The sequence below is a fragment of the Azovibrio restrictus DSM 23866 genome (genome assembly GCF_000429665.1).
Taxonomy (GTDB): Bacteria; Pseudomonadota; Gammaproteobacteria; order Burkholderiales; family Rhodocyclaceae; genus Azovibrio; species Azovibrio restrictus.
Window position 1 is genome coordinate 138,407 of the sequence record NZ_AUCH01000009.1, and the last position, 22,755, is coordinate 161,161.

General features: G+C 68.0%; 21 protein-coding genes and 1 other RNA gene. 5 read left to right on the forward strand and 17 right to left on the reverse strand.

Annotation, left to right across the window (positions count from 1 at the left end):
- Positions 1 to 2: 2 nt before the first annotated feature.
- The 16 genes from murC to rsmI form a co-directional block, all read right to left on the reverse strand.
- Complete coding sequence (gene murC / locus G474_RS0110970) at positions 3 to 1,391, reverse strand: UDP-N-acetylmuramate--L-alanine ligase (protein WP_026687021.1); 1,389 nt, start codon at positions 1,389 to 1,391, stop codon at positions 3 to 5.
- Positions 1,388 to 2,458: an undecaprenyldiphospho-muramoylpentapeptide beta-N-acetylglucosaminyltransferase gene (murG, locus tag G474_RS0110975; protein ID WP_026687022.1), complete on the reverse strand. Its 1,071-nt coding sequence runs from the start codon at positions 2,456 to 2,458 to the stop codon at positions 1,388 to 1,390. Before murG ends, murC begins: the two co-directional genes overlap by 4 nt.
- A complete protein-coding gene (gene ftsW / locus G474_RS0110980; protein ID WP_026687023.1) occupies positions 2,455 to 3,618 on the reverse strand; it encodes a putative lipid II flippase FtsW in 1,164 nt (387 codons plus the stop codon). The genes murG and ftsW overlap by 4 nt, the downstream gene beginning before the upstream one ends.
- Entirely contained in the window at positions 3,615 to 4,970 is a 1,356-nt protein-coding gene (gene murD / locus G474_RS0110985; protein WP_026687024.1) for a UDP-N-acetylmuramoyl-L-alanine--D-glutamate ligase, read from the reverse strand. The genes ftsW and murD overlap by 4 nt, the downstream gene beginning before the upstream one ends.
- Before the next feature lie 7 nt (positions 4,971 to 4,977).
- Positions 4,978 to 6,081, reverse strand: a complete 1,104-nt coding sequence (mraY, locus tag G474_RS0110990; RefSeq protein WP_026687025.1) for a phospho-N-acetylmuramoyl-pentapeptide-transferase — start codon at positions 6,079 to 6,081, stop codon at positions 4,978 to 4,980.
- Positions 6,081 to 7,454 (reverse strand): UDP-N-acetylmuramoyl-tripeptide--D-alanyl-D-alanine ligase, encoded by a 1,374-nt coding sequence (locus G474_RS0110995; protein WP_026687026.1) that lies wholly within the window; start codon positions 7,452 to 7,454, stop codon positions 6,081 to 6,083. The genes mraY and G474_RS0110995 overlap by 1 nt, the downstream gene beginning before the upstream one ends.
- Entirely contained in the window at positions 7,454 to 8,923 is a 1,470-nt protein-coding gene (locus tag G474_RS0111000; protein WP_043464063.1) for a UDP-N-acetylmuramoyl-L-alanyl-D-glutamate--2,6-diaminopimelate ligase, read from the reverse strand. The genes G474_RS0110995 and G474_RS0111000 overlap by 1 nt, the downstream gene beginning before the upstream one ends.
- Entirely contained in the window at positions 8,923 to 10,671 is a 1,749-nt protein-coding gene (locus tag G474_RS0111005) for a peptidoglycan D,D-transpeptidase FtsI family protein (protein WP_026687028.1), read from the reverse strand. The genes G474_RS0111000 and G474_RS0111005 overlap by 1 nt, the downstream gene beginning before the upstream one ends.
- Entirely contained in the window at positions 10,671 to 10,946 is a 276-nt protein-coding gene (gene ftsL, locus G474_RS0111010; RefSeq protein WP_026687029.1) for a cell division protein FtsL, read from the reverse strand. The genes G474_RS0111005 and ftsL overlap by 1 nt, the downstream gene beginning before the upstream one ends.
- The gene (rsmH, locus tag G474_RS0111015) at positions 10,946 to 11,875 is read right to left on the reverse strand and encodes a 16S rRNA (cytosine(1402)-N(4))-methyltransferase RsmH (RefSeq protein ID WP_026687030.1); all 930 of its coding nucleotides are present in this window, start codon (positions 11,873 to 11,875) and stop codon (positions 10,946 to 10,948) included. Before rsmH ends, ftsL begins: the two co-directional genes overlap by 1 nt.
- Entirely contained in the window at positions 11,872 to 12,321 is a 450-nt protein-coding gene (gene mraZ / locus G474_RS0111020) for a division/cell wall cluster transcriptional repressor MraZ (protein WP_026687031.1), read from the reverse strand. The genes rsmH and mraZ overlap by 4 nt, the downstream gene beginning before the upstream one ends.
- A 334-nt stretch (positions 12,322 to 12,655) precedes the next feature.
- An RNA gene (gene rnpB, locus G474_RS22110) (RNase P RNA component class A) lies at positions 12,656 to 13,048 on the reverse strand.
- 9 nt (positions 13,049 to 13,057) lie between these two features.
- Positions 13,058 to 13,858, reverse strand: a complete 801-nt coding sequence (locus G474_RS0111025; RefSeq protein WP_026687032.1) for a DUF3025 domain-containing protein — start codon at positions 13,856 to 13,858, stop codon at positions 13,058 to 13,060.
- The gene (locus tag G474_RS0111030) at positions 13,855 to 14,292 is read right to left on the reverse strand and encodes a hypothetical protein (RefSeq protein WP_043464066.1); all 438 of its coding nucleotides are present in this window, start codon (positions 14,290 to 14,292) and stop codon (positions 13,855 to 13,857) included. The genes G474_RS0111025 and G474_RS0111030 overlap by 4 nt, the downstream gene beginning before the upstream one ends.
- A gap of 20 nt (positions 14,293 to 14,312) precedes the next feature.
- On the reverse strand, positions 14,313 to 15,347 hold the full coding sequence (gene pyrC / locus G474_RS0111035; RefSeq protein WP_026687033.1) for a dihydroorotase: 1,035 nt from the start codon (positions 15,345 to 15,347) through the stop codon (positions 14,313 to 14,315).
- 32 nt (positions 15,348 to 15,379) lie between these two features.
- Positions 15,380 to 16,219, reverse strand: coding sequence for a 16S rRNA (cytidine(1402)-2'-O)-methyltransferase (rsmI, locus tag G474_RS0111040; RefSeq protein ID WP_026687034.1), 840 nt, complete (start codon positions 16,217 to 16,219; stop codon positions 15,380 to 15,382).
- An 11-nt stretch (positions 16,220 to 16,230) separates the two neighbouring features.
- Here rsmI and G474_RS0111045 point away from each other — a divergent pair, with 11 nt between their 5' ends.
- The 5 genes from G474_RS0111045 (at position 16,231) to G474_RS20475 (ending at position 20,125) form a co-directional block, all read left to right on the forward strand.
- Complete coding sequence (locus tag G474_RS0111045) at positions 16,231 to 16,593, forward strand: YraN family protein (protein WP_026687035.1); 363 nt, start codon at positions 16,231 to 16,233, stop codon at positions 16,591 to 16,593.
- Positions 16,583 to 16,963 (forward strand): HIRAN domain-containing protein, encoded by a 381-nt coding sequence (locus G474_RS0111050; protein WP_026687036.1) that lies wholly within the window; start codon positions 16,583 to 16,585, stop codon positions 16,961 to 16,963. Before G474_RS0111045 ends, G474_RS0111050 begins: the two co-directional genes overlap by 11 nt.
- A gap of 238 nt (positions 16,964 to 17,201) precedes the next feature.
- Positions 17,202 to 17,795: a phosphoheptose isomerase gene (locus G474_RS0111055; protein WP_026687037.1), complete on the forward strand. Its 594-nt coding sequence runs from the start codon at positions 17,202 to 17,204 to the stop codon at positions 17,793 to 17,795.
- Positions 17,792 to 18,460 carry a BON domain-containing protein gene (locus G474_RS20470; RefSeq protein WP_051282218.1) on the forward strand — a complete coding sequence of 223 codons (669 nt, stop codon included), beginning with the start codon at positions 17,792 to 17,794 and terminating at the stop codon, positions 18,458 to 18,460. The genes G474_RS0111055 and G474_RS20470 overlap by 4 nt, the downstream gene beginning before the upstream one ends.
- Before the next feature lie 9 nt (positions 18,461 to 18,469).
- Positions 18,470 to 20,125 carry a Na/Pi cotransporter family protein gene (locus tag G474_RS20475; RefSeq protein ID WP_169729515.1) on the forward strand — a complete coding sequence of 552 codons (1,656 nt, stop codon included), beginning with the start codon at positions 18,470 to 18,472 and terminating at the stop codon, positions 20,123 to 20,125.
- A 9-nt stretch (positions 20,126 to 20,134) separates the two neighbouring features.
- Here the strand turns inward: G474_RS20475 and G474_RS0111070 are convergent, their stop codons facing one another.
- Positions 20,135 to 22,753, reverse strand: a complete 2,619-nt coding sequence (locus G474_RS0111070; RefSeq protein WP_026687038.1) for a diguanylate cyclase — start codon at positions 22,751 to 22,753, stop codon at positions 20,135 to 20,137.
- Between the last annotated feature and the right edge of the window lie 2 nt (positions 22,754 to 22,755).

Below are 22,755 nucleotides of genomic sequence, written 5' to 3' on the forward strand. Positions count from 1 at the left end.
ATTCATGACTGAATCACCTTTGCTGGCACGCCGCCGATGGAACCGGCGCCCATGGTCAGGACCACGTCCCCATCCCGGGCCACTTCCCGGATCATTTCCGGCATCTGGCCGATATCCTCGACAAACACGGGCTCCACCTTGCCGGCCACGCGCAGGGCCCGGGCCAGGGCCCGGCCGTCGGCGGCCACGATGGGCTGCTCCCCGGCCGCATAGACATCGGCGAGCAGCAGGGCATCCACCCCGGAGAGCACCTTGACGAAATCCTCGAAGCAGTCCCGGGTGCGGCTGTAGCGGTGGGGCTGGAAGGCCAGCACCAGCCGGCGCCCCGGGAAAGCGCCCCGGGCAGCAGCCAGGGTGGCGGCCATTTCCACCGGGTGATGGCCGTAGTCGTCTACCAGGGTGAAGCTGCCGCCCTCGGGCAGGGCCACTTCCCCGTAACGCTGGAAGCGCCGTCCCACCCCCTTGAAATCGGCCAGGGCCTTGATGATGGCCTCATCCGCCACCTGCACCTCGGTGGCCACGCCGATGGCGGCCAGGGCGTTCAGCACGTTGTGCATCCCGGGAATGTTCAGGGTGATGGGCAGGCGCGAGGTGCTGCCATTGACCCGCACCGCGTCGAAATGCATCTGCCCTCCCTCGGCCCGGATGTTCTCGGCGTAGATGTTGGCTTCCGGCGTCAGGCCGTAGCGCACCACCTGCTTGGGCACCTGGGGCATGATTTCGCGCACGTGGGGATCGTCCTGGCAGAGCACCGCCACGCCGTAGAAGGGCAGGCGGTTAAGGAATTCCACGAAGGCCTGCTTCAAGCGGCCGAAGTCGTGCCCGTAGGTCTCCATGTGGTCCGCGTCGATGTTGGTCACCACCGACACCACCGGGGACAGGTAGAGGAAGGAGGCGTCCGACTCGTCGGCCTCGGCCACCAGGAAATCCCCCTTGCCCAGGCGGGCATTGGCCCCGGCCGCATTCAACCGGCCGCCGATGACGAAAGTGGGATCCAGCCCCCCTTCCGCCAGGATGCTGGCCACCAGGCTGGTGGTGGTGGTCTTGCCATGGGTGCCGGCAATGGCGATGCCGTGCTTGAGACGCATCAGCTCCGCCAGCATCTGGGCCCGGGGCACCACGGGAACCTCGGCCAGACGGGCCGCCACCACTTCCGGGTTATCCGGCTTCACGGCGGTGGACACCACCACCGCATTGGCGCCGACGATGTTCTCTGCCCCGTGGCCGATGGCCACCCGGATGCCCAGGCTGGAGAGCCGCTGGGTGGTGGCCGTGGTGGACAGGTCGGAGCCGGACACGGTGTAGCCCAGATTGACCATCACCTCGGCGATGCCGCTCATGCCGGAACCGCCGATGCCGACGAAATGGATATGTTTGACCTTGTGCTTCACTTGGCGATCTCTTTACAAACTTGAGCCACGTCCCGGGCTGCATCGGGACGGGCCAGGGCCCGGGCCTTGTCCGCCATCTCCCGCAGCTGGCCGCGGCTGTAATTGCCGATCAGGGCCACGGATTCCGGCGTCAGCTCGGTCTGGGGCAGCAGGAAGGCGCCGCCGGCCAGGGTGAGGAAACGGGCATTGCCGGTCTGGTGGTCATCCACCGCATGGGGGAAAGGCACCAGGATGGCGGGCACCCCCACGGCGGCCAGCTCGGCCACGGTCAGGGCTCCGGCCCGGCAGATCACCAGATCGGCCCAGCCATAGGCACCTGCCATGTCATCCACGAAACTGACGCAGTGGGCCTTCACCCCGGCCTCGGCGTAATTGCGCTGCAGGGCCTCCAGGTGCTTTTCCCCGGCCTGGTGCACCACGTGGGGACGCACGGAAACGTCCATCAGGGCCAGCCCCTGGGGAATGACCTCGTTCAGGGCCTGGGCGCCCAGACTGCCGCCCACCACCAACAGGTTGAGGGGACCTTCCCGGCCCGCCAGGCGCTCGGCGGGAGGCGCCACCCGGGCGATTTCCTCGCGCACCGGATTGCCCACCCAGCTGCCCTTGGGCATGACTTCCGGGAAACCTGTCAGCACCCGGTCGGCGACCCGGGCCAGGACCCGGTTGGCCAGGCCCGGCACGGAATTCTGTTCATGGATCACCAGGGGAATGCCGAGCAGGCTGGCCATCATGCCGCCCGGGAAGGTGACGTAGCCGCCCATGCCCAGCACCACGGCCGGGCGGATGCGGCGCAATTCCCCCAGGGCCTGGGCGAAGCCCCGGATCAGGTTGAAAGGCAGCAGCAATTTGCGCATCAGCCCCTTGCCGCGCAGGGCAGCAAAGCGCAGGGGCACCAGTTCGAAGCCGTGCTGGGGCACCAGACGCGCCTCCATGCTGCCCGGATTGCCCAGCCACAGCACCTTCCAGCCCTCGTCCCGCAGCAGGTGGGCCACCGCCAGGGCGGGGAAGATGTGGCCGCCGGTGCCGCCGGCCATGATCAGGATGGTTCGGTCGGGATGCCGGCTCACAGCTTGGCCCCCCGCATCAATTGCCGGTTTTCCCAGTCCACCCGCAACAGGATGGCCAGGGCGACACAGTTGGCGAGGATGCCGGAGCCGCCGAAACTCATCAGCGGCAGGGTCAGCCCCTTGGTGGGCAACAGGCCCATGTTCACTCCCATGTTGATGAAACTCTGGACCCCGATCCAGATGCCGATGCCCATGGCCACCAGGGCCGGATACAGGCGTTCCAGCTGGACGCACTGGCGCCCCACGGCGAAGGCCCGGTGCACCAGGATGGCAAACAGGCTGACCACCAGCAGCACGCCGACGAAGCCCAGCTCCTCGGCGATCACCGCCAGGAGGAAGTCGGTATGGGCCTCGGGCAGGTAGAACAGTTTTTCCACGCTGGCCCCCAGCCCGACGCCGAAAAATTCCCCCCGGCCGAAGGCAATCAGGGCGTGGGACAGCTGGTAGCCCTTGCCATAGGCATCGGCCCAGGGGTCCATGAAGCCGAACAGGCGGTCGCGCCGGTAGGGGGAAACGATGATCAGGATGGTGAAGGCCGCCAGCAGGAACAGGAACAGGAAGGCGAACAGGCGCGCCTTCATGCCCCCCAGGAAGAGGATGCCCACGGCAATGGCGATGATCACCACGAAAGCCCCGAAGTCCGGCTCCTTCAGGAGCAGCCCCCCCACCAGGGCCATGGCCGCCGCCATGGGCAGGAAGGCCTGCTTCAGGTCGTGCATCACCTCCATCTTGCGCACTGTGTAGTCGGCGGCGTAGAGCACCGCGAACAGCTTCACCAGCTCCGAAGGCTGCAGGTTCACCACCCCCAGGGGCAGCCAGCGCCGGGCCCCGTTCACGTCCCGGCCGATGCCGGGAATGAGCACGATGGCCAGTAGCAGCACCCCCACCATGAACAGGTAGGGGGCCAGCTTCTGCCACACGGTCAGGGGCACCTGGAAGGCCACCGCCCCCGCCACCAGGCCGATGGCCAGGAACACCCCGTGCCGCATCAGGAAATAGCCGGCCTGATTGCCGAAAGCCCGGTTACCCTCGGCAAAGGCGATCGAGGCGGAATAGACCATCACCAGCCCCAGGGTCAGGAGCAGCAGGCTGCTCCAGAGCAGGGCCGGATCGATCTCGGCGATCTGGCGGCGGGGAGCGTTCAGGGCTTCGACGATCATGCCCCGGCCTCCAGTTTCTGCACTGCGGCCACGAAGGCCTCGGCCCGATGGGCGTAGTTGCGGTACATGTCCAGGCTGGCGCAGGCCGGCGAGAGCAGCACGCAGTCACCGGCGCAGGCCTGGGCCGCCAGCCAGCGCACGGCCGACTCCATGTCAGCACAGGACTGCAGGGGCAGGCCGCAGCCCTCCAGGGCGGCGGCTATGGCCGGCCCGTCCCGGCCGATCAGGGCCACGGCCCGGCCGTGCTGGGCCAGGGCGGCCTTGAGGGGCGAGAAATCCTGGCCCTTGCCGTCGCCCCCCAGGACGATGGCCACCGGCCGGCCCATGCCGGCGATGGCCGCCAGGGTGGCGCCCACGTTGGTGCCCTTGGAGTCGTCCACGTACAGCACCCCGGCGATTTCGGCCACCGGCTCCACCCGGTGCGGCAAGCCCTTGAAGGTCTTGAGGGCCGGCAGGAGCCGGGCAGCGTCCACGCCGATGGCGGCGCAGAGGGCCAGGGCCGCCATGGCGTTGGCGGCATTGTGCAGGCCCTTGAGGGGCAGCTCGTCGAGGCCGATCAGGCGCTCCTGCCCCAGCCAGATGGCCCCGTCCCGGAGCCCGTAATGACCGGCCCGGGGCGGCGGGTTGAGGCCGAAGGTGACCATGTCCGTGCCGCAGCCGCCCATGGACAGGCTCCAGTCGTCATCCCGGTTCAGCACCCGCAGGGGCCTGCCCTGGAAGATCCGGGCCTTGGCGGCGGCATAGCCGGCCAGTCCCTCGTAGCGGTCCAGGTGGTCCTCGCTGATATTGAGGACCGTGGCCCCCTGGGCGTGCAGGTGGTGGGTGGTTTCCAGCTGGAAGCTGGAGAGTTCCAGCACCCAGGCGGCGGGCAGGCGGCCGGCATCCAGGGCGTCCATCAGGGCGTCCAGCACCGAAGGGGAGATGTTGCCGCAGGCCACGGCGCTCACCCCGGCGCCATTGAGCAGATGGGCGGTGAGGGCCGTGGTGGTGGTCTTGCCGTTGCTGCCGGTGATGGCCAGCACCCGGGCTTCAGGCTGGTATTTCTCCAGGGCGTCCACGAACAGCTCCACCTCGGAAATCACCGGCACGGTGGCGGCGGCAATTTCCGGGGTGGACTTGGGCACGCCGGGGGACAGGGCGATGCAGTCGATGCCGGCAAAGGTTTCCGGCCGGAAAGGCCCGGCCACCAGTTCCGCTCCCGGGGCTTCCGCGGCCAGGCGCTGCTGGTTGGGCGGATTTTCCCGGCTGTCGGCGACCCGCAGCCGGGCCCCCTGGCGATGCAGCCACCTGACCATGGCCAGGCCCGACTCGCCGAGTCCGATCACCAGAAAATGTTTGCCCTTGAGTTCCATGTGCCTCTTACCGCAGCTTCAGACTGGCCAGACCGAACAGCACCAGGAAGATGGTGATGATCCAGAACCGGACCACCACCTGGGTTTCCTTCCAGCCGCTCTGTTCGAAATGGTGGTGCAGGGGGGCCATGCGCAGGATGCGCCGGCCCTCCCCGTATCTTTTCTTGGTGTATTTGAACCAGCTCACCTGGAGCATCACCGACAGGGTTTCCACCACGAACACCCCGCCCATGATGAACAGCACGATTTCCTGACGCACGATCACGGCGACGCAACCCAGGGCCGCGCCCAGGGCCAGGGCGCCTACGTCGCCCATGAACACCTCGGCCGGATAGGCGTTGAACCAGAGGAAGCCCAGCCCCGCCCCGGCGATGGCCCCGAGCAGGATGCAGATTTCCCCGGCCCCCGGCACGTAGGGCACCAGCAGGTACTTGGCATAGACGGCATTGCCGGCCACGTAGGCAAAGATGGCGAAGGCCGAGGCCACCATCACCGTGGGCATGATGGCCAGGCCGTCCAGGCCGTCGGTGAGATTGACGGCGTTGGAAGTGCCGACGATGACCAGGTAGGTGAGCACCACGAAGCCCCAGATCCCCAGCGGCAGGGCGACGCTCTTGAAGAAGGGCACGATCAGCTCGGTCTGGGCCGGCACATGGGCCGAGAAGGCGATGAACAGGGCGGCGCCCAGGCCCAGCACCGACTGCCAGAAGAATTTCCAGCGCGAGGCGAGGCCGTTGGGGTCCCGGTACACCACCTTCTTCCAGTCGTCGTACCAGCCGATGATGCCGAAGCCCAGGGTGACGATCAGCACCGTCCACACGTATTTGTTGGTCAGGTCGCCCCAGAGCAGGGTGGTGATGCCGATGGCGATCAGGATCAGTACCCCGCCCATGGTGGGAGTGCCCGACTTCACCAGATGGGTCTGGGGCCCGTCGGTACGCACCGCCTGGCCGATCTTCTTGGCCGCCAGCCAGCGGATCACCCGGGGGCCGGCGATCAGGGAGATGAACAGGGCGGTCATGGCCGCCAGCACCGTGCGTAGGGTGATGTAGTTGAAGACATTGAAGGCCCGGATGTCCTGGGCCAGCCATTGGGTCAGCAAAAGCAGCATCAGCGGTTCCCCCCGACAGTCTCGTTGCCGGCCAGCAGGGCCTGCACCACCCGCTCCATCTTCATGAAGCGCGAACCTTTCACCAGCACCGTGGTGTCCCCGTCCAGCTCGGGCAGCAGGGCCTGGGCCAGGGCTTCCGGGGTCTTGAAGTGCCGGGCGCCCTCGCCGAAATTGCGTACCGCCTGCTGGCTCGCCTCGCCCAGGGCGTAGAGGCGGTCCACCCCCATGCTCTTGGCGTAACCACCGATTTCATCGTGGTACTGGGCGCAGGCTTCGCCGATCTCGCCCATGTCACCCAGCACCAGGATCTGGCGCCCCACGGTGGAGGCCAGCACGTCGATGCCGGCGCGCACGGAATCCGGGTTGGCGTTGTAGGTATCATCCAGGAGCACCGCGCCCCGAGGGCCCGCCAGGCGCTGCAGGCGGCCCTTGACGCCGCTGAATCCGGCCAGGCCCCGGGCCACGGTATCCAGATCCAGGCCCATGGCCAGACCCACGCTGGCGGCGGCCAGGGCGTTGCGGGCGTTGTGGCGGCCCGAAACCTGCAGGGGAATGTCGCGGCTGCCTTCCGGGGTTTCCAGGGTGAGCCGGGTTTCCAGGCCGTGCAGTTTCACCCGCCCGGACACCCGGGCCGGCTGATCCAGGCCGAAATCCAGCTGGGGCCGCCCGGCATTGAGCTCCCGCCACAGCCCGGCGTAGGCATCGTCGCCATTGATCACGGCCACGCCCGTCTGCCCCAGGCCCTCGTAGATGGTGGCCTTTTCCCGGGCCACCGCGTCCAGGTCGCCCATACCTTCCAGGTGGGCCCGCTGGGCATTGGTGACCAGGGCCACCGTGGGCTGGGCAATGCGGGTCAGGTAGGCGATCTCGCCCGGATGGTTCATGCCCATCTCCACCACCGCCGCCTTGTGGCCCGCATCCAGGCCCAGGAGCGTGAGGGGCAGGCCGATGTCGTTGTTGAAGTTGCCCTGGGTGGCCAGCACCTGTTCCCCATGGGCGGCCTTGAGTACGGCGGCGATCATTTCCTTGGTGGTGGTCTTGCCGTTGGAGCCGGTCACCGCCACCAGGGGAATCGCGAAGCGGCGGCGCCAGGCCGCAGCCAGACGCCCCAGGGCGAGGCGGGTGTCATCCACCAGCAGGGCCGGCACCCCCGGCGGCAGCCCCGTTTCCCGGCTCACCAGCAGGGCGGCAGCCCCCTGGGCCACGGCCTCGGCCAGATAGTCGTGGGCGTCGAAACGCTCGCCCTGCAGGGCCACGAACAACTGTCCGGCACAGGGCTTCCGGGTATCGGTGGCGACGCCCAGCACCTCCCGGTCATTCCCGATCAGGCGCCCTTCCAGGGCCACGGCCATTTCCTTCAGATTCCAGCGCATTACGCTACCTTCCTGTCTTGTTGCCTGGCCGCCAGGGCCAGCCGGGCCTGCTCCCCATCCGCAAAGGGATGGCGTACTCCGGCGATTTCCTGATAGGGCTCATGGCCCTTGCCGGCGATCAGGATCACGTCCTGATCCGCCGCCGCAGCCACCATCCGGGCAATGGCCAGCCCCCGGTCAGCTTCCACCCGGGCAGCGGGGGCGCCGGGACGGATGTCCTCGATGATGGACATGGGGTCTTCGCTGCGGGGGTTGTCGCTGCTGATCCACACCTCGTCGGCCCCGGCCACGGCCACCTGGCCCATGAGGGGGCGCTTGCTCCGGTCCCGTTCGCCGCCGCAGCCGAACAGGCACCACAGGCGCCCGCCCCGGGCTGCCGCCACGGGACGCAGGGCGCCCAGGGCGTTTTCCAGGGCATCAGGAGTGTGGGCGTAGTCCACCACCACCAGGGGTTCCCCTACGCCGCCGTAACGCTCCATCCGGCCCGGGGGCGCCTGCAGGCCCCCCAATCGTTCCGCCACTTCCGCCACCGGCAGTCCCAGGTCCAGGAGCACCGCCGCCACAGCCAGCAGGTTGGAAATGTTGTAGCGCCCCACCAGGGGGGTGTGCACCGGCGCCTCGCCCCAGGGGCTCTGCAGCAGGAATTGCTGGCCGGAGGGACTGTCGCGCAGGTCCCGGGCCAGCACCAGTTGCCCCGCGGGAAGTTCAGCGCCATCCCCGGCGATGCTGTAGGCGAGCACCCGGGCGGCACAGGTCCGTTGCAGCAGCCGCCGGCCGAGGCCGTCGTCCGCGTTGATCACCGCCAGGCGCAGGCCGGGCCAGCGGAACAGCTTTTCCTTGGCGGCCCCATAGGCCTCCATGGTGCCGTGGTAATCCAGGTGATCCTGGGTGAAGTTGGTAAACAGGGCCGTATCCACCTGGAAGCCGTTCATGCGGCCTTCCTCGATGCCGATGGAACTGGCTTCCAGGGCGCAGGCCCGGGCCCCCTGCTGCAATTGCTCCGCCAGCAGGCGGGCCAGCATGGTGGCTTCCGGCGTGGTGAAGCCGGTGGGCACCAGGGCGTCGGGGAAGCCGGCGCCCAGGGTGCCGATGGCGGCGCAGGATCCCGGGTAGGCCCGGGCCAGCCACTGGCTGACGGTGGTCTTGCCGTTGGTGCCGGTGATGGCCAGCAGGTCCAGGGCGTTACTGGGCCGCCCCGCCAGTTCGTGGGCCAGAGGGCCGGCCAGGGCGCGCAGCCCGGTTACCGACAGCTGCGGCACCTGCCAGTCCGGATTCCAGGCGAAATCGCCGCCGGGTTCCCAGCACACGGCGGCAGCTCCCCGGGCCAGGGCCTGGGGAATGTAGGCGCGCCCGTCGGCCCCGTGCCCCGGATAGGCCAGGAACAACTCCCCCGGCCGCAGCAGACGGCTGTCATCCATGGCGCCAGTAAGCCCACCGGGCAGGGCCTGCAGCAGTTGTTGCAGTTCCATCACAGGCTGCCCTCCCTGGCACGTCCTTCGGCCACCTGCAAGGGGGCGTCAGGGGCGATCCCCATGGTGCGCAGGGTGCCTGCGGTGATCTGGGAAAATACCGGGCCCGCCACGGAGCCCCCGAAATACTTGCCGGATGAGGGCTCATCCACCATCACCGCGACGATGAAGCGGGGATCGGACATGGGCGCGATGCCCACGAAGGACGCCACGTACTTGCGCGCATAGACCCCGCCTTCCAGCTTGTGGGCGGTGCCGGTCTTGCCGCCCACCCGATAGCCGGCCACCTGGGCCTGGGGCGCCGTGCCGCCGGGGCCGGCCGCCATTTCCAGCATGGTGCGAATCTCCCGCACCGTCTGGGGTGAAAACACTTGCACGCCCCGGGCCGGCGGCTGCTCCAGGGCTTGCAGGGAGAGGGGCAGCAGGTCCCCGTCCCGGGCGAACACCAGATAGGCCCGGGCCAGCTGGATCAGGCTGACGGAGATGCCGTGCCCATAGGACATGGTGGCCTGCTCAATGGGCCGCCAGTGCTTCCAGGGCCGCAACCGGCCGCCCACCTCGCCGGGAAAGCCCAGGGCCGGCGGGGTGCCGAAACCCAGGGCATCGTACATTTCCCACATTTCCTTGGGGGCAAAGGTGGAAGCCATCTTCACCGTGCCCACATTGGAGGATTTCTGGATCACCTGGGCCACGGACAGGGCCCCATGGGGATGGGCGTCGGAAATGGTGGCATTGCCCACGGTGATGCGCCCCGGGGCGCAATCGATGATGCTGTCGAAACGGAACTTGCCCTTTTCCAGGGCCAGGGCCACGGTGAAGGGCTTCATGGTGGAGCCGGGCTCGAAGCTGTCGGTCACCGCCCGGTTGCGCAACTGGGGACCGGTAAGCCGGGAACGGTTGTTGGGGTTGTAGGACGGCCAGTTGGCCAGGGCCAGAATTTCCCCGGTCTTGGCGTCGAGCACCACGGCACCGCCGGCCTTGGCCTGGTTGTCCTGCACCGCCTGCTTGATGGCCGAAAACGCCAGGTACTGGATCTTGGAATCCAGGGCCAGGCGGATGTCCTTGCCATCCTGGGGCGGACGCATGCCGCCCACGTCCTCGACGATCTGGCCGCGCCGGTCCCGGATCACGCTGCGGCTTCCGGGGCGCCCCATCAACTCCGACTGGTAGGCAAGCTCCACTCCCTCCAGGCCCTTATCGTCCACCCCGGTGAAGCCGACGATGTGGGCCACCATGTCCCCGGCCGGGTAGTAGCGGCGGAATTCCTTGTTCTGGTGGATGCCGGGCAGCTTCAGGGCGGCAATCCGGTCGGCCGTTTCCGGCGGCACCTGGCGCTGCAGATAGACGAAATTCTTGTCGGTGGCCAGACGCCGGTTCAGTTCCTTCACATCCATTTCCAGCAGACCCGCCAGGGCCTTGGCCTGGACCGGCTCGAGCCGGGCGTCGGCGGGAATGGCCCAGATGGATTTCATGGGCGTGCTGATGGCCAGCAGATCCCCGTTCCGGTCGGCAATCTTGCCCCGGGAGGCCGACACTTCCAGATCCCGGCGATAGCGGGATTCGCCCTTGTCCTGCAGGAATTCATTGTTGATCACCTGCAGATAGAAGGCCCGCCCCAGGAGCAGCACGAACAGGGAGAGCAAGGCCAGACCGGCGAAACGGGAACGCCAGCCGGGCAGGGCCAGCTGCAGCAGGGGATTTTCGGTAAAGCGGTGGGCCCGGGCCGAACCGCGACGTCTGACCACCATCAGCGCCCCCCCGCTGCGGCGGCTGCCGCAGAAACACGGACCGGGGGCGGCACCACCATCTTCAGGCGCTCCCGGGCGATCTTCTCGATGCGCGGGTGGGTGGCCCAGGTGGACAGCTCCAGTTGCAGCTGGTCATATTCCACGTCCAGCTGACGCGCCCGCTCCTGCTCCGCCTCCAGGGCCTGGAACAGCTTGCGCGCCTTGTGCTGGGAGGTCACCGTACCCAGGGCGCAGCAGATGACGATCAGGAGCAGGACCATGTTGAAGCGCAGCATCAGAGTTTTTCCGCGACGCGCATGACCGCGCTGCGGGCCCGGGGATTGGCCGCCACTTCAGCGGCGGAGGGCTTCATGGCCTTGCCCAACAGGCGCAGCCGGGGCTGGGGCAGCTGGTCCGCCCGCAGGGGCAGGTTTTTCGGCAGGGCATCGGCAGGCGAGGCGGCATCACGCATGAACTGCTTGACGATGCGGTCTTCCAGGGAATGGAAGGAAATCACCACCAGGCGGCCGCCGGGCCGCAGCAGTTCCAGGGCCTCGGGCAGGGCTAGCGCGAGTTGGCCGAGCTCCTGATTGACGTGAATCCGTAGAGCTTGAAAGCTGCGCGTCGCCGGGTCCTGGCCGGGCTCGCGGGTCCGCACGGCTTCGCGTACGAGCGCGGCGAATTCACCTGTGGTTGCAATAGGCCGCTCGGCCCGAGCAGCCACAATCTTCTTTGCAATCTGGAAAGCAAACCGTTCTTCGCCATAATTTCTGATGACCTCCGTGATATCCCTGATTTCGGCTCGCGCCAACCAATCCGCCGCCGTCTCGCCGCTGGTGGTATCCATGCGCATGTCGAGGGGAGCGTCGTGGCGGAAGCTGAACCCCCTCCCACCATCATCCAGCTGGGGGCTGGACACCCCCAGGTCAAACAAGATCCCGTCCAGGCCGGCACAACCCGCCTCCGCCGCACCTTCGGCCAGCTCGGCAAAGGGACGGTGCAGCAGGGTGAAACGGGGATCGGCCAGGCCGCGCCCGACCGCAATGGCATCCGGATCCCGGTCCAGGGCCAGCAGGCGGCCCTGGGGCCCGAGGCGGGCAAGAATGGCCCGGCTATGGCCGCCGCGACCGAAGGTGGCATCCAGATAAACTCCGTCGGGTTTGACCGACAAAGCCTCCACCGCCTCCTCCAGCAGCACCGTTACGTGGGCGCCGCCAGGGGTCACAGGGAAATATCCTCAAAACCCGGCGGCGGCTCGTCGCTTTGCAGCGCCTCGAAAGCCAGTTCGTTCTGGCGCCGCCAGCCGGCATCGCTCCAGATCTCGAAATGACTTCCCATACCCACCATCCAGACGGTTTTTTCCAGCTGGGCATGCTCCCGCAACTCGGCAGCCACCAGCAGACGCCCGGCCGAATCCATGGCCTCGGTCCGGGCATTCCCCACCAGCACCCGCTTCAGGCTCTGGGCCCGGGCATCGAAGCTCGGAGCCTTGAGAATCTTGTCGCGGATCGGCTCCCAGGCCGGCAGGGGATAAAGCAGCAGGCAACGCTGGGGATGGGCGGTCAAAACCAGGGAACCTTCGGCGGCGGAGGCGAGCACCTCCCGGTGGCGTGCCGGAATGGCAAGCCGACCCTTCGCATCAAGACTCAGCGAGACCGCACCTTCGAACATTCTTCCCTAAACCCCCGTTTACCCACTTTGCACCACTCCTTCCCACTTTAAGACACCCCGCACCAGAGCGTCAAGGACAAAATTCCCGTTTTTTTTAGTCAAGACAAGGACTTAGAGACATTTCCTGAGAAATGTTAACAAAAAATAACCTATTAAAATCAATAGATCAGAAGCGGAAGTAAAAGTGCTTTGTAAAGAGTGTTGGCAAGTGGGATTTTTTAGCGGCCGGGCTGCCACGGGCACGCCATCAGCATCCGCACGAGTGCTGCGGATGGAAGTGGTGGGAAAAAGTGGAGGAGGTAAAAGACGAGCCTGGCGGCCCATGGAAAAAAGAAGGGGGAGTTGGCCGATAAGCCGGGTTCTGTGGAGGACTTGCGTCCCCTGGCAGCCATTCCTCTAGGCCCTGCATTGCTGCAGGGCTCAAGCAACCTACCCGGAAGCAGCGCGGGCCACGCCTGACGCTTCCCTATTTGGTCTTGCTCCGGATGGGGTTTACCGTGCCGGTCCTGTCGCCAGTCCCGCGGTGGGCTCTTACCCCGCCGTTTCACCCTTACCTGATCCCCATGCTTGCGCAATGGGGCCATCGGCGGTCTGCTCTCTGTTGCACTTTCCGTCGCCTTGGGCCTCGCGGCTTATAGCGCCCGGCCGTTAGCCGGCATCCTGCCCTATGGAGCCCGGACTTTCCTCCCCCCGCCAGACGGCGGGCAGCGGCTGCCTGGCCAACTCCCGGGGCGGATTATACGCCGGGAAGGAGGTTCCCGGCCCGGCGCCGGCCCGGACGGAACTGCCAGGCGTCGGCGTAATAGGCAGGATCATCGTTTTCCGCCACCAGGCCGGGAATGCCCAGGAGCGGCAGGGGCTGCAGTTCCCCCGGGGTCTGGTAGTGCCCGGCGGCCACCTGGGCGGCCAGCCAGGCATCCAGGTCCGCCCGCCGGGCCGCCAGGGATTGCCGCTGCCAGGAGGGCGGCACCAGACGCAGCACGGCCTTGGCCGTCAGCCCCCGGAAAGGGGCCAGCAGCTGTTCATAGGTGGCATGGCCGAAGACGTGGAACTCCATGGACGCCAGCACCTCCTGGCGTGCCTCCCAGAACAGGCGCCGCCACTGGAAACCGCGCAGCAGCTCCAGCAGTTCGGGACGGCTGCTGAGCACCAGGATGCCGCATTCGTCCAGGTGGGTCATGGCATCCCGGGCGCTGCCCCTGGCCCCGGGCTGGAGCTGGGCCCGGTGCCGGGCATTGAGGGCGGCCTTGGCCTGGGGAAAGGCCAGCCAGACCAGGCCGTTGAAATAGTCGTGCCAGTTGTCGGGCCGGGTTTCCACCCGTCCCGTACGCCAGATGCGCTCCTCGTAAGCCAGTCCGTCAGCGGCGGGGGGCACCAGTTCCAGAGGCAGCCCGGAGCCGCTCCGCAGGCCGGCATCCCGCACCCAGGCGGCCAGTTGCCCGGCATCCGGCACCTGCGCCGCGGGCCCCGGCCAGTTTGCCAGCCAGGGCGACAGGGTCTGGAACAGGCGCCCCAGAACCGGGGCTCCGGGCGTCACTGGGCCGACTGGGGAGCGGCCTCGTCCCTGGGGGTGGGAATGAAGCTGAACACCCCTTTTTTCAGGGCGAAGGTTCCCAACTGCGCGCCGAAGCCGCCCGGGGGGTCCTCGTCCATCCGGGCGAAGCCCTGGCAGGTCCGGGTTTCGGTCACGTACATGTTCTTGCCCACCTTGAAGATGTAGGTCCCCGGCCCGGGTTGCCAGAGTTCCACCTGGGCATTGGGACTGGCCTTCTGGATCACATGCTTGCGCTGGCAGTCGGGCAGGCGGGAGACCACCACCGCCAGCTCCACCTGCTTTTCCCAGAAGAAGTTGCGCTCCCGCACCACGGACAGGGCGTGCTGGGGACCATCCACCACGTAGGCGGCGCCGTCGTTGATGCAGGCCGCCAGCAAGGGCAGCAGGGCCAGGGACAACAAGGGCTTGAGGCGCATGGCAAGTCTCCCGGCAGGATTCAGTCCTGCAGCTTCCAGGTCAGGGTTTCCCCGGCCCGCAGGGGCACCAGGGTTTCGCCGGCCACATAGGGGAAAGAGGCCGGCACCGGCACGTTTTCCTTGACCAGGGTGACCCGGTCCGGATTGCGGGGCAGGCCGTAGAAATCGGGGCCATGGAAGCTGGCGAAGGCTTCCAGCTTGTCCAGGGCGCCGGCATTCTCGAAAGCTTCGGCGTAGAGCTCGAGGGCGGCGTAGGCGGTGTAGCAGCCAGCGCAGCCGCAGGCGGATTCCTTGGCGCCCCGGGCATGGGGCGCCGAATCGGTGCCCAGGAAGAAACGGGGATTGCCGGAAATGGCGGCTTCCACCAGAGCCTGGCGATGGATCTCCCGCTTCAGCACCGGCAGGCAGTACCAATGGGGCCGCACCCCGCCCTGGAAAATGGCGTTACGGTTGTAGAGCAGGTGGTGGGCGGTGATCGTCGCCGCCACGTTGGCGGTGGCCCCGGCCACGAATTCGGCGGCGTCCTTGGTGGTGATGTGCTCCATCACCAGCTTCAGCCGGGGAAAACGCTGCAGCAGGGGCTGCAGCACCGTGTCGATGAAGACCTTCTCCCGGTCGAAGAGGTCCACGGCCGGATCGGTCACTTCCCCATGGACCAGCAGGGGCAGGCCCAGGCGCTCCATTTCCGCCAGGGTGTCGGCGGCCCTGTCGATCCGGGTCAGCCCGGCATCGGAATTGGTGGTGGCCCCGGCCGGGTAAAGCTTGACCGCCTTGACGAAACCGGACGCCACGGCCCGGGCGATTTCAGTGGCCGGGGTGTTGTCGGTCAGGTACAGGGTCATCAGGGGCTCGAAGCTGAGGCCGGCGGGCAGGGCTGCCAGGATGCGCTCCCGGTAGGCGGCGGCCAGCTCGACCGTGGTCACCGGCGGCTTCAGGTTGGGCATGACGATGGCCCGGCCAAACTGGCGGGCGGTATGGGGCAGCACGGCGGCCAGGGCCTCGCCATCGCGCAGATGCAGGTGCCAGTCGTCGGGGCGGGTCAGGGTAAGTTGCATGGGAGTCTCGCGTACAGGAATCAGGGGGAATTCTAGCCCTTCAGGGCCAGGGCCTGCTCATAGAGGGCGTTCTTGGCGGCGCCGGTGATGGCAGCGGCCAGCCGGGCCGCCTGCTTGACCGGCAAACCATCGGCCAGCAGCAGGCGCAGCACCCGCTCCGCCTCCAGGTCCCGGCCATCATCCCGGCAGCCGGAGAGCAGCAGCACGAACTCCCCCTTCTGTCGGTTAGGATCGGCCTCCAGCCAGGAGAGGGCCTCGCCCAGGGGCAGGCTGTGCACGCTCTCGAACAGCTTGGTCAGTTCCCGGGCCACCACCAGGGTGCGCTCCGCCCCCAGGACCGCCGCCAGATCGGCCACGGTTTCCAGCACCCGATGCGGCGCCTCGTAAAACACCAGGGCATAGGGCAGATCCCGGAGGACCTCCAGGGCCTTCTGGCGCTGCCCCGACTTGCTCGGCAGGAAACCGTAGAACAGCCAGTGATCCTCCTCCAGCCCGGCCGCCGACAGGGCCGTGGCGGCGGCACAGGGACCGGGCAAGGGAATCACCCGGCCGCCGGCGGCCCGTACCCGGGCCACGATGCGGGCCCCCGGGTCCGAGATGGCGGGCGTACCCGCGTCGGACACCAGGGCCACCGCCTCGCCCGCCTCCAGCCGCGCCAGGATCTGCTGGGCGGCTTCGGCTTCGTTGTGCTCATGGGCGGCCAGGAGGCGGGCCTGGGACCCCAGGTGCTTGAGCAGGGGGCCCGAATGGCGGGTGTCTTCCGCCGCCACCCAGGGCACGGCCGCCAGGATCTCCCGGGCCCGCTCGCTGATGTCCTTGAGGTTCCCCAGGGGTGTGGGGACCACGTACAATGGCGCCAATTCTTTTGTCATGGAACGTCTCTATGGCAGATGCAGGCAAAGATACCACGGACGGCAAGCGGGCCGAGGCCCTGGCCGCCGCCCACCTGGAGGCCAGGGGGCTGCAGCTGCTGGCCCGCAATTACCGGGTCCGGGGTGGCGAAATCGACCTGGTGGCCCGGGAGGGGAGCTGCACCGTGTTCGTGGAGGTACGCCTGCGCCGCCACCCGGGCTTCGGCAGCCCGGCGGACAGCATCACGGCGGCCAAGCGCCGGCGGCTGATCCTGGCGGCCCGGCATTGGCTGGCCGCCCACGGGGAAAGCCCCTGCCGCTTCGACTGCATCCTGCTGACCCGGCTGGAGCCCGGTGCCATCGAATGGGTACGCCATGCCTTCGATGCGGACTAGTTTCCTGGCTGTCCTGGCCCTGCTCGTTCTGCCCGGTGCCGGCCCCCGGGCCCAGGAAGCTCAGGTGCGCCTGCTGGTGCAGGCTTCGCCCCTGGCCGGCAGCCAGTTCCACGACCTGGAGGCCCTGCGCCCCCGGCTGCGGGTGGGAGACCCCCTGACCCTGGTGCGGGAACCGGAGAATCCCCACGACCCCAGGGCGGTGCGGGTGGAATGGCAGGGCCACAAGCTGGGCTATGTGCCACGCAAGGAAAACCGCAGCGTGGCGGCAGCCCTGGACCGGGGGGATGTGCTGCGGGCCCGGATCGCCCGCCTGCGGGAGGACCCGGACCCCTGGCGGCGCCTGGAGTTCGAGATCTGGATGGAACTCTGAGGCCGGCAGCCCGGTCGGACGGAAAGCGCATCCCGGCCGGCCTGGCGAGTCTGTCGCCGCAACCCCTCAAGTCCGGCAGGCTGCTAGAATCCGCGTTTCCGACATTCCTGACGGACATGACCTTGCCATGGAGCCCGCCCCCATCCAGGTCATGGCCGTTGTGCTCTCCCCTCCCCCACGGGAACAGGAGGGCGCGTTGCCGGCCCCGGGGCCTGCACGCCAACCCCATGAGAAGAAAATGGATTTGATAGCCCGTGTCAGCCAGCATTTCGAGGACAGCGCCCGGACCAAACTGGAGTCCGTGGAGCTGCTGGCGGCCCCCCTGGCCGCCGCCATCGAGATCATGACCCATACCCTGATCAATGACGGCAAGATTCTCGCCTGCGGCAACGGTGGCTCCGCTGCCGATGCCCAGCACTTCGCTGCCGAACTGGTGGGCCGCTTCGAGGTGGAACGCCAGGAACTGGCGGCCATCGCCCTGACCACGGACAGCTCCATCCTCACGGCGGTGGGCAACGATTACGCCTTCAACCAGATATTTTCCCGCCAGGTGCGGGCCCTGGGGCGCCCCGGGGACGCGCTCCTGGCCATCTCCACCTCGGGCAATTCCGGTAACGTCATCGAGGCCATCCGCGCCGCCCACGACCAGGACATGAAGGTGATTGCCTTCACCGGCCGGGACGGAGGCCAGATCGGCAGCCTGCTGCGCGACGACGACATCCACCTCTGTGTTCCTGCCCAGCGCACCGCCCGCATTCAGGAGGTGCACCTTTTGATGATCCACTGTCTGTGCGATGGCATCGACAGTCTGTTGATGGGAGTAGATGAATGAACCAACCCCTCCTTCCCGGCCGCCGCTCCTGGCTGGCCCTGGCCACCCTGGGCCTTGCCCTGCCCGCCCTGCAGGGCTGTTTCGGCGTTGCCGTGGCCGGCGCCACCGTGGGCGCCCTGGCCGTTTCCGACCGCCGCTCCATCGGCGTGCAGACCGACGACGAGGCCATCGAGCTCAAGGCCGCCAACCGCCTGAGCAAGGAAATCCGCGACCGCAGCCACGTCAATTTCACCAGCTACAACCGCCGGGTGCTGCTCACCGGCGAAGTGCCGGACGAGGCCACCAAGGCCCGGGTAGCCGAGGAGACCAGCCGCATCGAGAACGTCCAGGGGGTCTGGAACGAACTGGTGGTGGGCGCCAACAGCAGCCTCAGCACCCGCAGCAACGATGCCTACGTGACCTCCAAGGTCAAGGCCCGCTTCATCGACGCCAACCAGTTCGGCGCCCATCACGTGAAGGTGGTCACCGAGGCCGGCACCGTGTTCCTGCTCGGCATCGTCAGCGAACGGGAAGCCAAGGCCGCCGTCCAGGTGGCCCGCACCACCTCCGGCGTGCGCCGGGTGGTGAACGTGATGCAGGTGATCAACGACGCGGAAGTGCGCCGCATCGACGCCAGCATCGCCAACTCCGCCAGTTCCACCGCCACCTCCTCCAGCAGCCAGTAAGCCGCGTCCATGGAGGCCGCCCCCCTTTCCCTGGCCAGCGTGGCCGGCGGCTTCATCGGCGGGATCGGCCTCTTCCTCCTGGGCATGCACATGCTCACCGAGGGGCTCAAGCTGGCTGCCGGCCGGGCCCTGGAGGACCTGCTCGGACAATGGACCTCAAGCCGCAGCCGGGGCCTGTGCACCGGCTTTCTCATCACCACCCTGGTGCAGTCCTCCACGGCCGTCACCATCGCCACCATCGGCTTCGTCAACTCGGGCCTGCTCACCCTGCGCAATTCCCTCTGGGTGATCTTCGGCTCCAACCTGGGCTCCACCATGAATGCCTGGCTGGTGGCCGCCCTGGGCTTCAACTTCAAGATCGACGCCTTCGCCCTGCCCTTCGTGGGCGTCGGGGCAGTGCTGATGCTGGTGGCCCGGGGCGCCCGCCCCAAGGCCCTGGGCCAGGCCCTGGCGGGCTTCGGCATCCTGTTCCTGGGCATCGACGTGCTGAAGGACGTGTTTTCCGGCCTGGGGGGGCATGCCTCCCTGGAGGAATTCACCCGGCCCGGCATGGCCGGCTATCTGATCCTGGTCGGCATAGGCACCGTGCTCACGGTGCTGATGCAGACCTCGGGGGCGGTGATTGCCCTGATCATCACCGCCGCCCAGGGAGGACTGATGAGCATCGAGGCGGCCTGCGCCATGGTCATCGGCACCAACATCGGCACCACTTCCACGGCCATCCTCGCCGCCCTGGGCGCCACCGCCAACGCCAAGCGGGTGGCCGCCTCCCACGTGGTATTCAATGTCATCACCGGCCTGGCGGCCCTGGCCCTGCTGCCCCTGTTGATCAATTTCCTCGAGGAAATCCAGGAGTTCCTGGCCCAGCCGGCCTCCCCGGCAGTGATGGTGGCCATGTTCCATTCCACCTTCAACCTGCTCGGGGTGGCCCTGATGGTGCCCCTGGACCCCTGGCTCATCCGCAGCCTGAGCCAGCGCTTTCGCAGCCGCCAGGAGGAAGCCGCTCAACCCCGTTACCTGGATCACAACGTGGTCAGCGTCCCCGACCTGGCCCTGCGTGCCCTGCGCCTGGAACTGGCCCACACCCAGGCCCTGGCCTGCGAGGGCCTGCGCCTGGCTGCGGCACCGGTTCCCGACGAGGCCCGCATCGCCCGCCGCCGGGACACCCTGGAAACCCTGGCCCTGGCCATCAGCGACTACATCCGCCGGATCAGCGCCGCCGCCCTGCCCGCCACCCTGGTGGAAGCCCTGGCCCGGGGCCTGCGGGTATTGCGCTACCAGCAGGCCACCAGCGACCTGAGCCAGCACGGCGCCGCCCTGCACGGCCATGCCACCGCCTGCGGCCTGGAACAGGTGCTGTTCCAGCAGGCCCTGGGCGCCCTGGCCGAAGCCTGCGACGGCAGCAAGCCCGAGTTCAGCCCGGCCGCCATGGAGCTGGCCCTGGAAAACACCGAGACGGCCTACGCCACCTTGAAGGAAGCCCTGCTGGTGGCCGGCGCCGCCGGCCACCTGGACATCCGCGACATGGAAAACCGGCTGCGCCAGGGCAGCCTGTACCGGCGCGCCGCCGAACAACTGGTCAAGGCCCAGCGCCACCTGCTCTCCCTGGAAGCCCCGGACGCCCACCCCCTGCCGGACGACCGCCTGGAAGCCATCCCCGGCTGAGCCCCGGAGCTACTCGCCGAGGAACACCACCTCAGTGCGGTTGCGCCCCGCCTCCTTGGCCCGGTACAGGGCCTGGTCGGCCCGGGCCAGGGCCATGCTGGCGCTGTCACCGGGGTGGGCCAGCAGGGTGATGCCGATGCTGGCGGTGATGTGTATCCCCCCCTTGCTGGTTTCCAGGGCCTTCTCCGCCAGCGTCTGGCGCAGACGCTCGGCCAGTTCCACGGCGCCCCCCACCCCGGTGCCCGGCAGCAGGGCCGCGAATTCCTCGCCCCCCACCCGGCCGGCCAGGTCGGTACGGCGCAGCAGGGACTGGAGCAGCAGCCCGAAACCCTGCAGCACCTCGTCCCCGACCCCGTGGCCATACTGGTCGTTCACCCGCTTGAAATGGTCCAGGTCCAGCATCAGCAAGGCCGTTTCCCCCTGTTCGTAACGGCTGATGCGGGCCATTTCCAGGTCCAGGCGCTCCAGGAAGATGCGCCGATTGGGCAGGCCGGTGAGGCTGTCCACGCTGGCCAGCCGCTGCAGCTCCCGCTCCTGGAGCTTCTGGGTGGTCACGTCCCAGAACACCCAGAGCCGTCCCAGCAGGCGCCCGTCCGCGGCGATGGGCTGGTAGTCCCGCTCCAGAACCCGTCCGTCGGCCAGCCCCAGTTCCCGGCCCAGCACCGGCTCCAGCCCTTCCCCCAGCTCCCGCAACTGCCACTCGAAATGCTCCGGGTGGCTGAAACGGCTGCGCACCCGGGCGATGCAGTTGCTGAAATTCTCGCCCACCACCCCTTCCGGGTGCTCCTCCAGGCCGAACAGGCGGCAGAAGGTGTGGTTCACCAGCACGATGCGGCGCTGGTCGTCCTCCACCAGCAGGCCCCCGGGGAAATGGTCGATGATGGCTTCCAGACGGGTGCGGGAGGCCTGCAGGGCTTCCCGCATCTGGTGCTGATGGGTGACGTCGAGCATGGTCCAGATCACGGCTTCGCCGCCGGGTTCCAGCCAGGTGCCGTATACGGAAATCCAGCGCTGACTGCCGTCCTTGCGGCGCAGGGGATATTCCTCCTGAACCCAGCCTTCGCGCCGCAAACGGGCGTAGGCCGGACGAAACTGCTCGTAGCTCTGGGCATCCACGTGCAGGCGGCTGAAACTCTGGCCCAGCAGCTCTTCCGGCCGGTAGCCGAACATTTCCGCCCCCCGGGCGCTGACTTCCAGGATGACCCGCTCCGGGGAAGCCACGAACACCCCGGCGGCAATATGGTCCAGCAACGCCGTCCGGTGCCGGGCCGCGGCGACCACGGCCTCCTCGGCCGCCACCCGGGCGCTGATGTCGGTCTGGGTCCCCACCACCCGCAGGGGCTCCGGCCCCGCAAACGCCACGGTCTTGCCCCGGGACTCCACCCATAGCCAGCTGCCGTTCGCCCGGCGCTGCCGGTAGGCCACCGAGAACCCCCGTTCGGAACCCAGGCTGTCCCGGACCTGCTGCCAGACCCGGTCCCTATCCTCGGGATGCAGCATCTCCAGCCATTTATCCTGGCTCACCGGGAAGGCCTGGTCCCCGTGGCCCAGCATCTCGAACCAGTGGGCATCGCAATTGATGCGGCCGCTCGGCACATCCCAGTCCCAGAGGCCATCCCGCACGGCGGCGAAGGTCAGGCGGTAACGGGCCTCGCTGGCAGCCAGGGCCGCCGCAGCCTGGGCCTGCAGCCCCAGGGCCCGTTTCTCACGCAGGAACAGCAGCGTGGTGGGCAGCAGCACGAACAGCAGGCCCGCCCCCAGGAACAGGGTCAGTTTGCGCACCTCCCGCTCCCACTCGCCCAGAACCTTGCCCCGCTCCAGGTGTATGGAGAGCAACAGGGGAAAAGCCCGCACGCTGCGCCAGGCGGACAGGGCCGGCACCCCGTCATGGCGGGCCCCCTCCAGGGTTCCCGCGCCGGTTTCGGCAAAGTCCGCCAGCCCCAGGTCCCGGGGGTGAGGCTGGCCAGGCACCTGGCTCTCCTGGCTCGAAAAGAGCAGCCGGCCATCGGCCAGGAGCACATCCACGCTGCCCTCTTCCGGGGTCAGGTGGGCTTCGATGTGATTCAGGAAATACCCCGGGTTGAGCGCTGCCACCAGGTAGGTGGAGGCGCTCACCGGCAGCGCCACGGGCAGCAGCCCCGAACCGCGCAGCGGCTCGTGGTCATGGAAATCCCGGCCTTCCAGGGGCGGCCCGAAACGCAGGGTGTCAGCGCCCCCCTCGCCGGGGTAAAAGCCCTCCAAGGAGAGTTTCTGCCCCAGGTTGCGGGAATCGCTGCTGGCGATGACTTCGCCATCCACCCCCACCAGGGACAGGGAGCGTAAGAATGGGGCATTGCGCAGGGCCCCCTGCAGGTGCTCCCCCAGATGTGCCTGGCCCTCGCCCCGGCGGGGCACCTGGTCGCGCAGGGTTTCCAGCATCAGCTGCACCGTCGTCAGGGTCTGGGCCAGACGATCCTCGAACAAACGGGCATGGGCAGCCGCCTGCTGCAGGCGCCCCTGGATGATTTCCCGCTGGATGCGCTGGGTGGTGTAGGTCAGCACCCCCAGCACCACGGCCAGCAGGAACAGGACGAACAGGATGTAGGCCCGGTCAGGGCTCAGGCGGGGCAAGGGAAGACGCCGCAGCATGG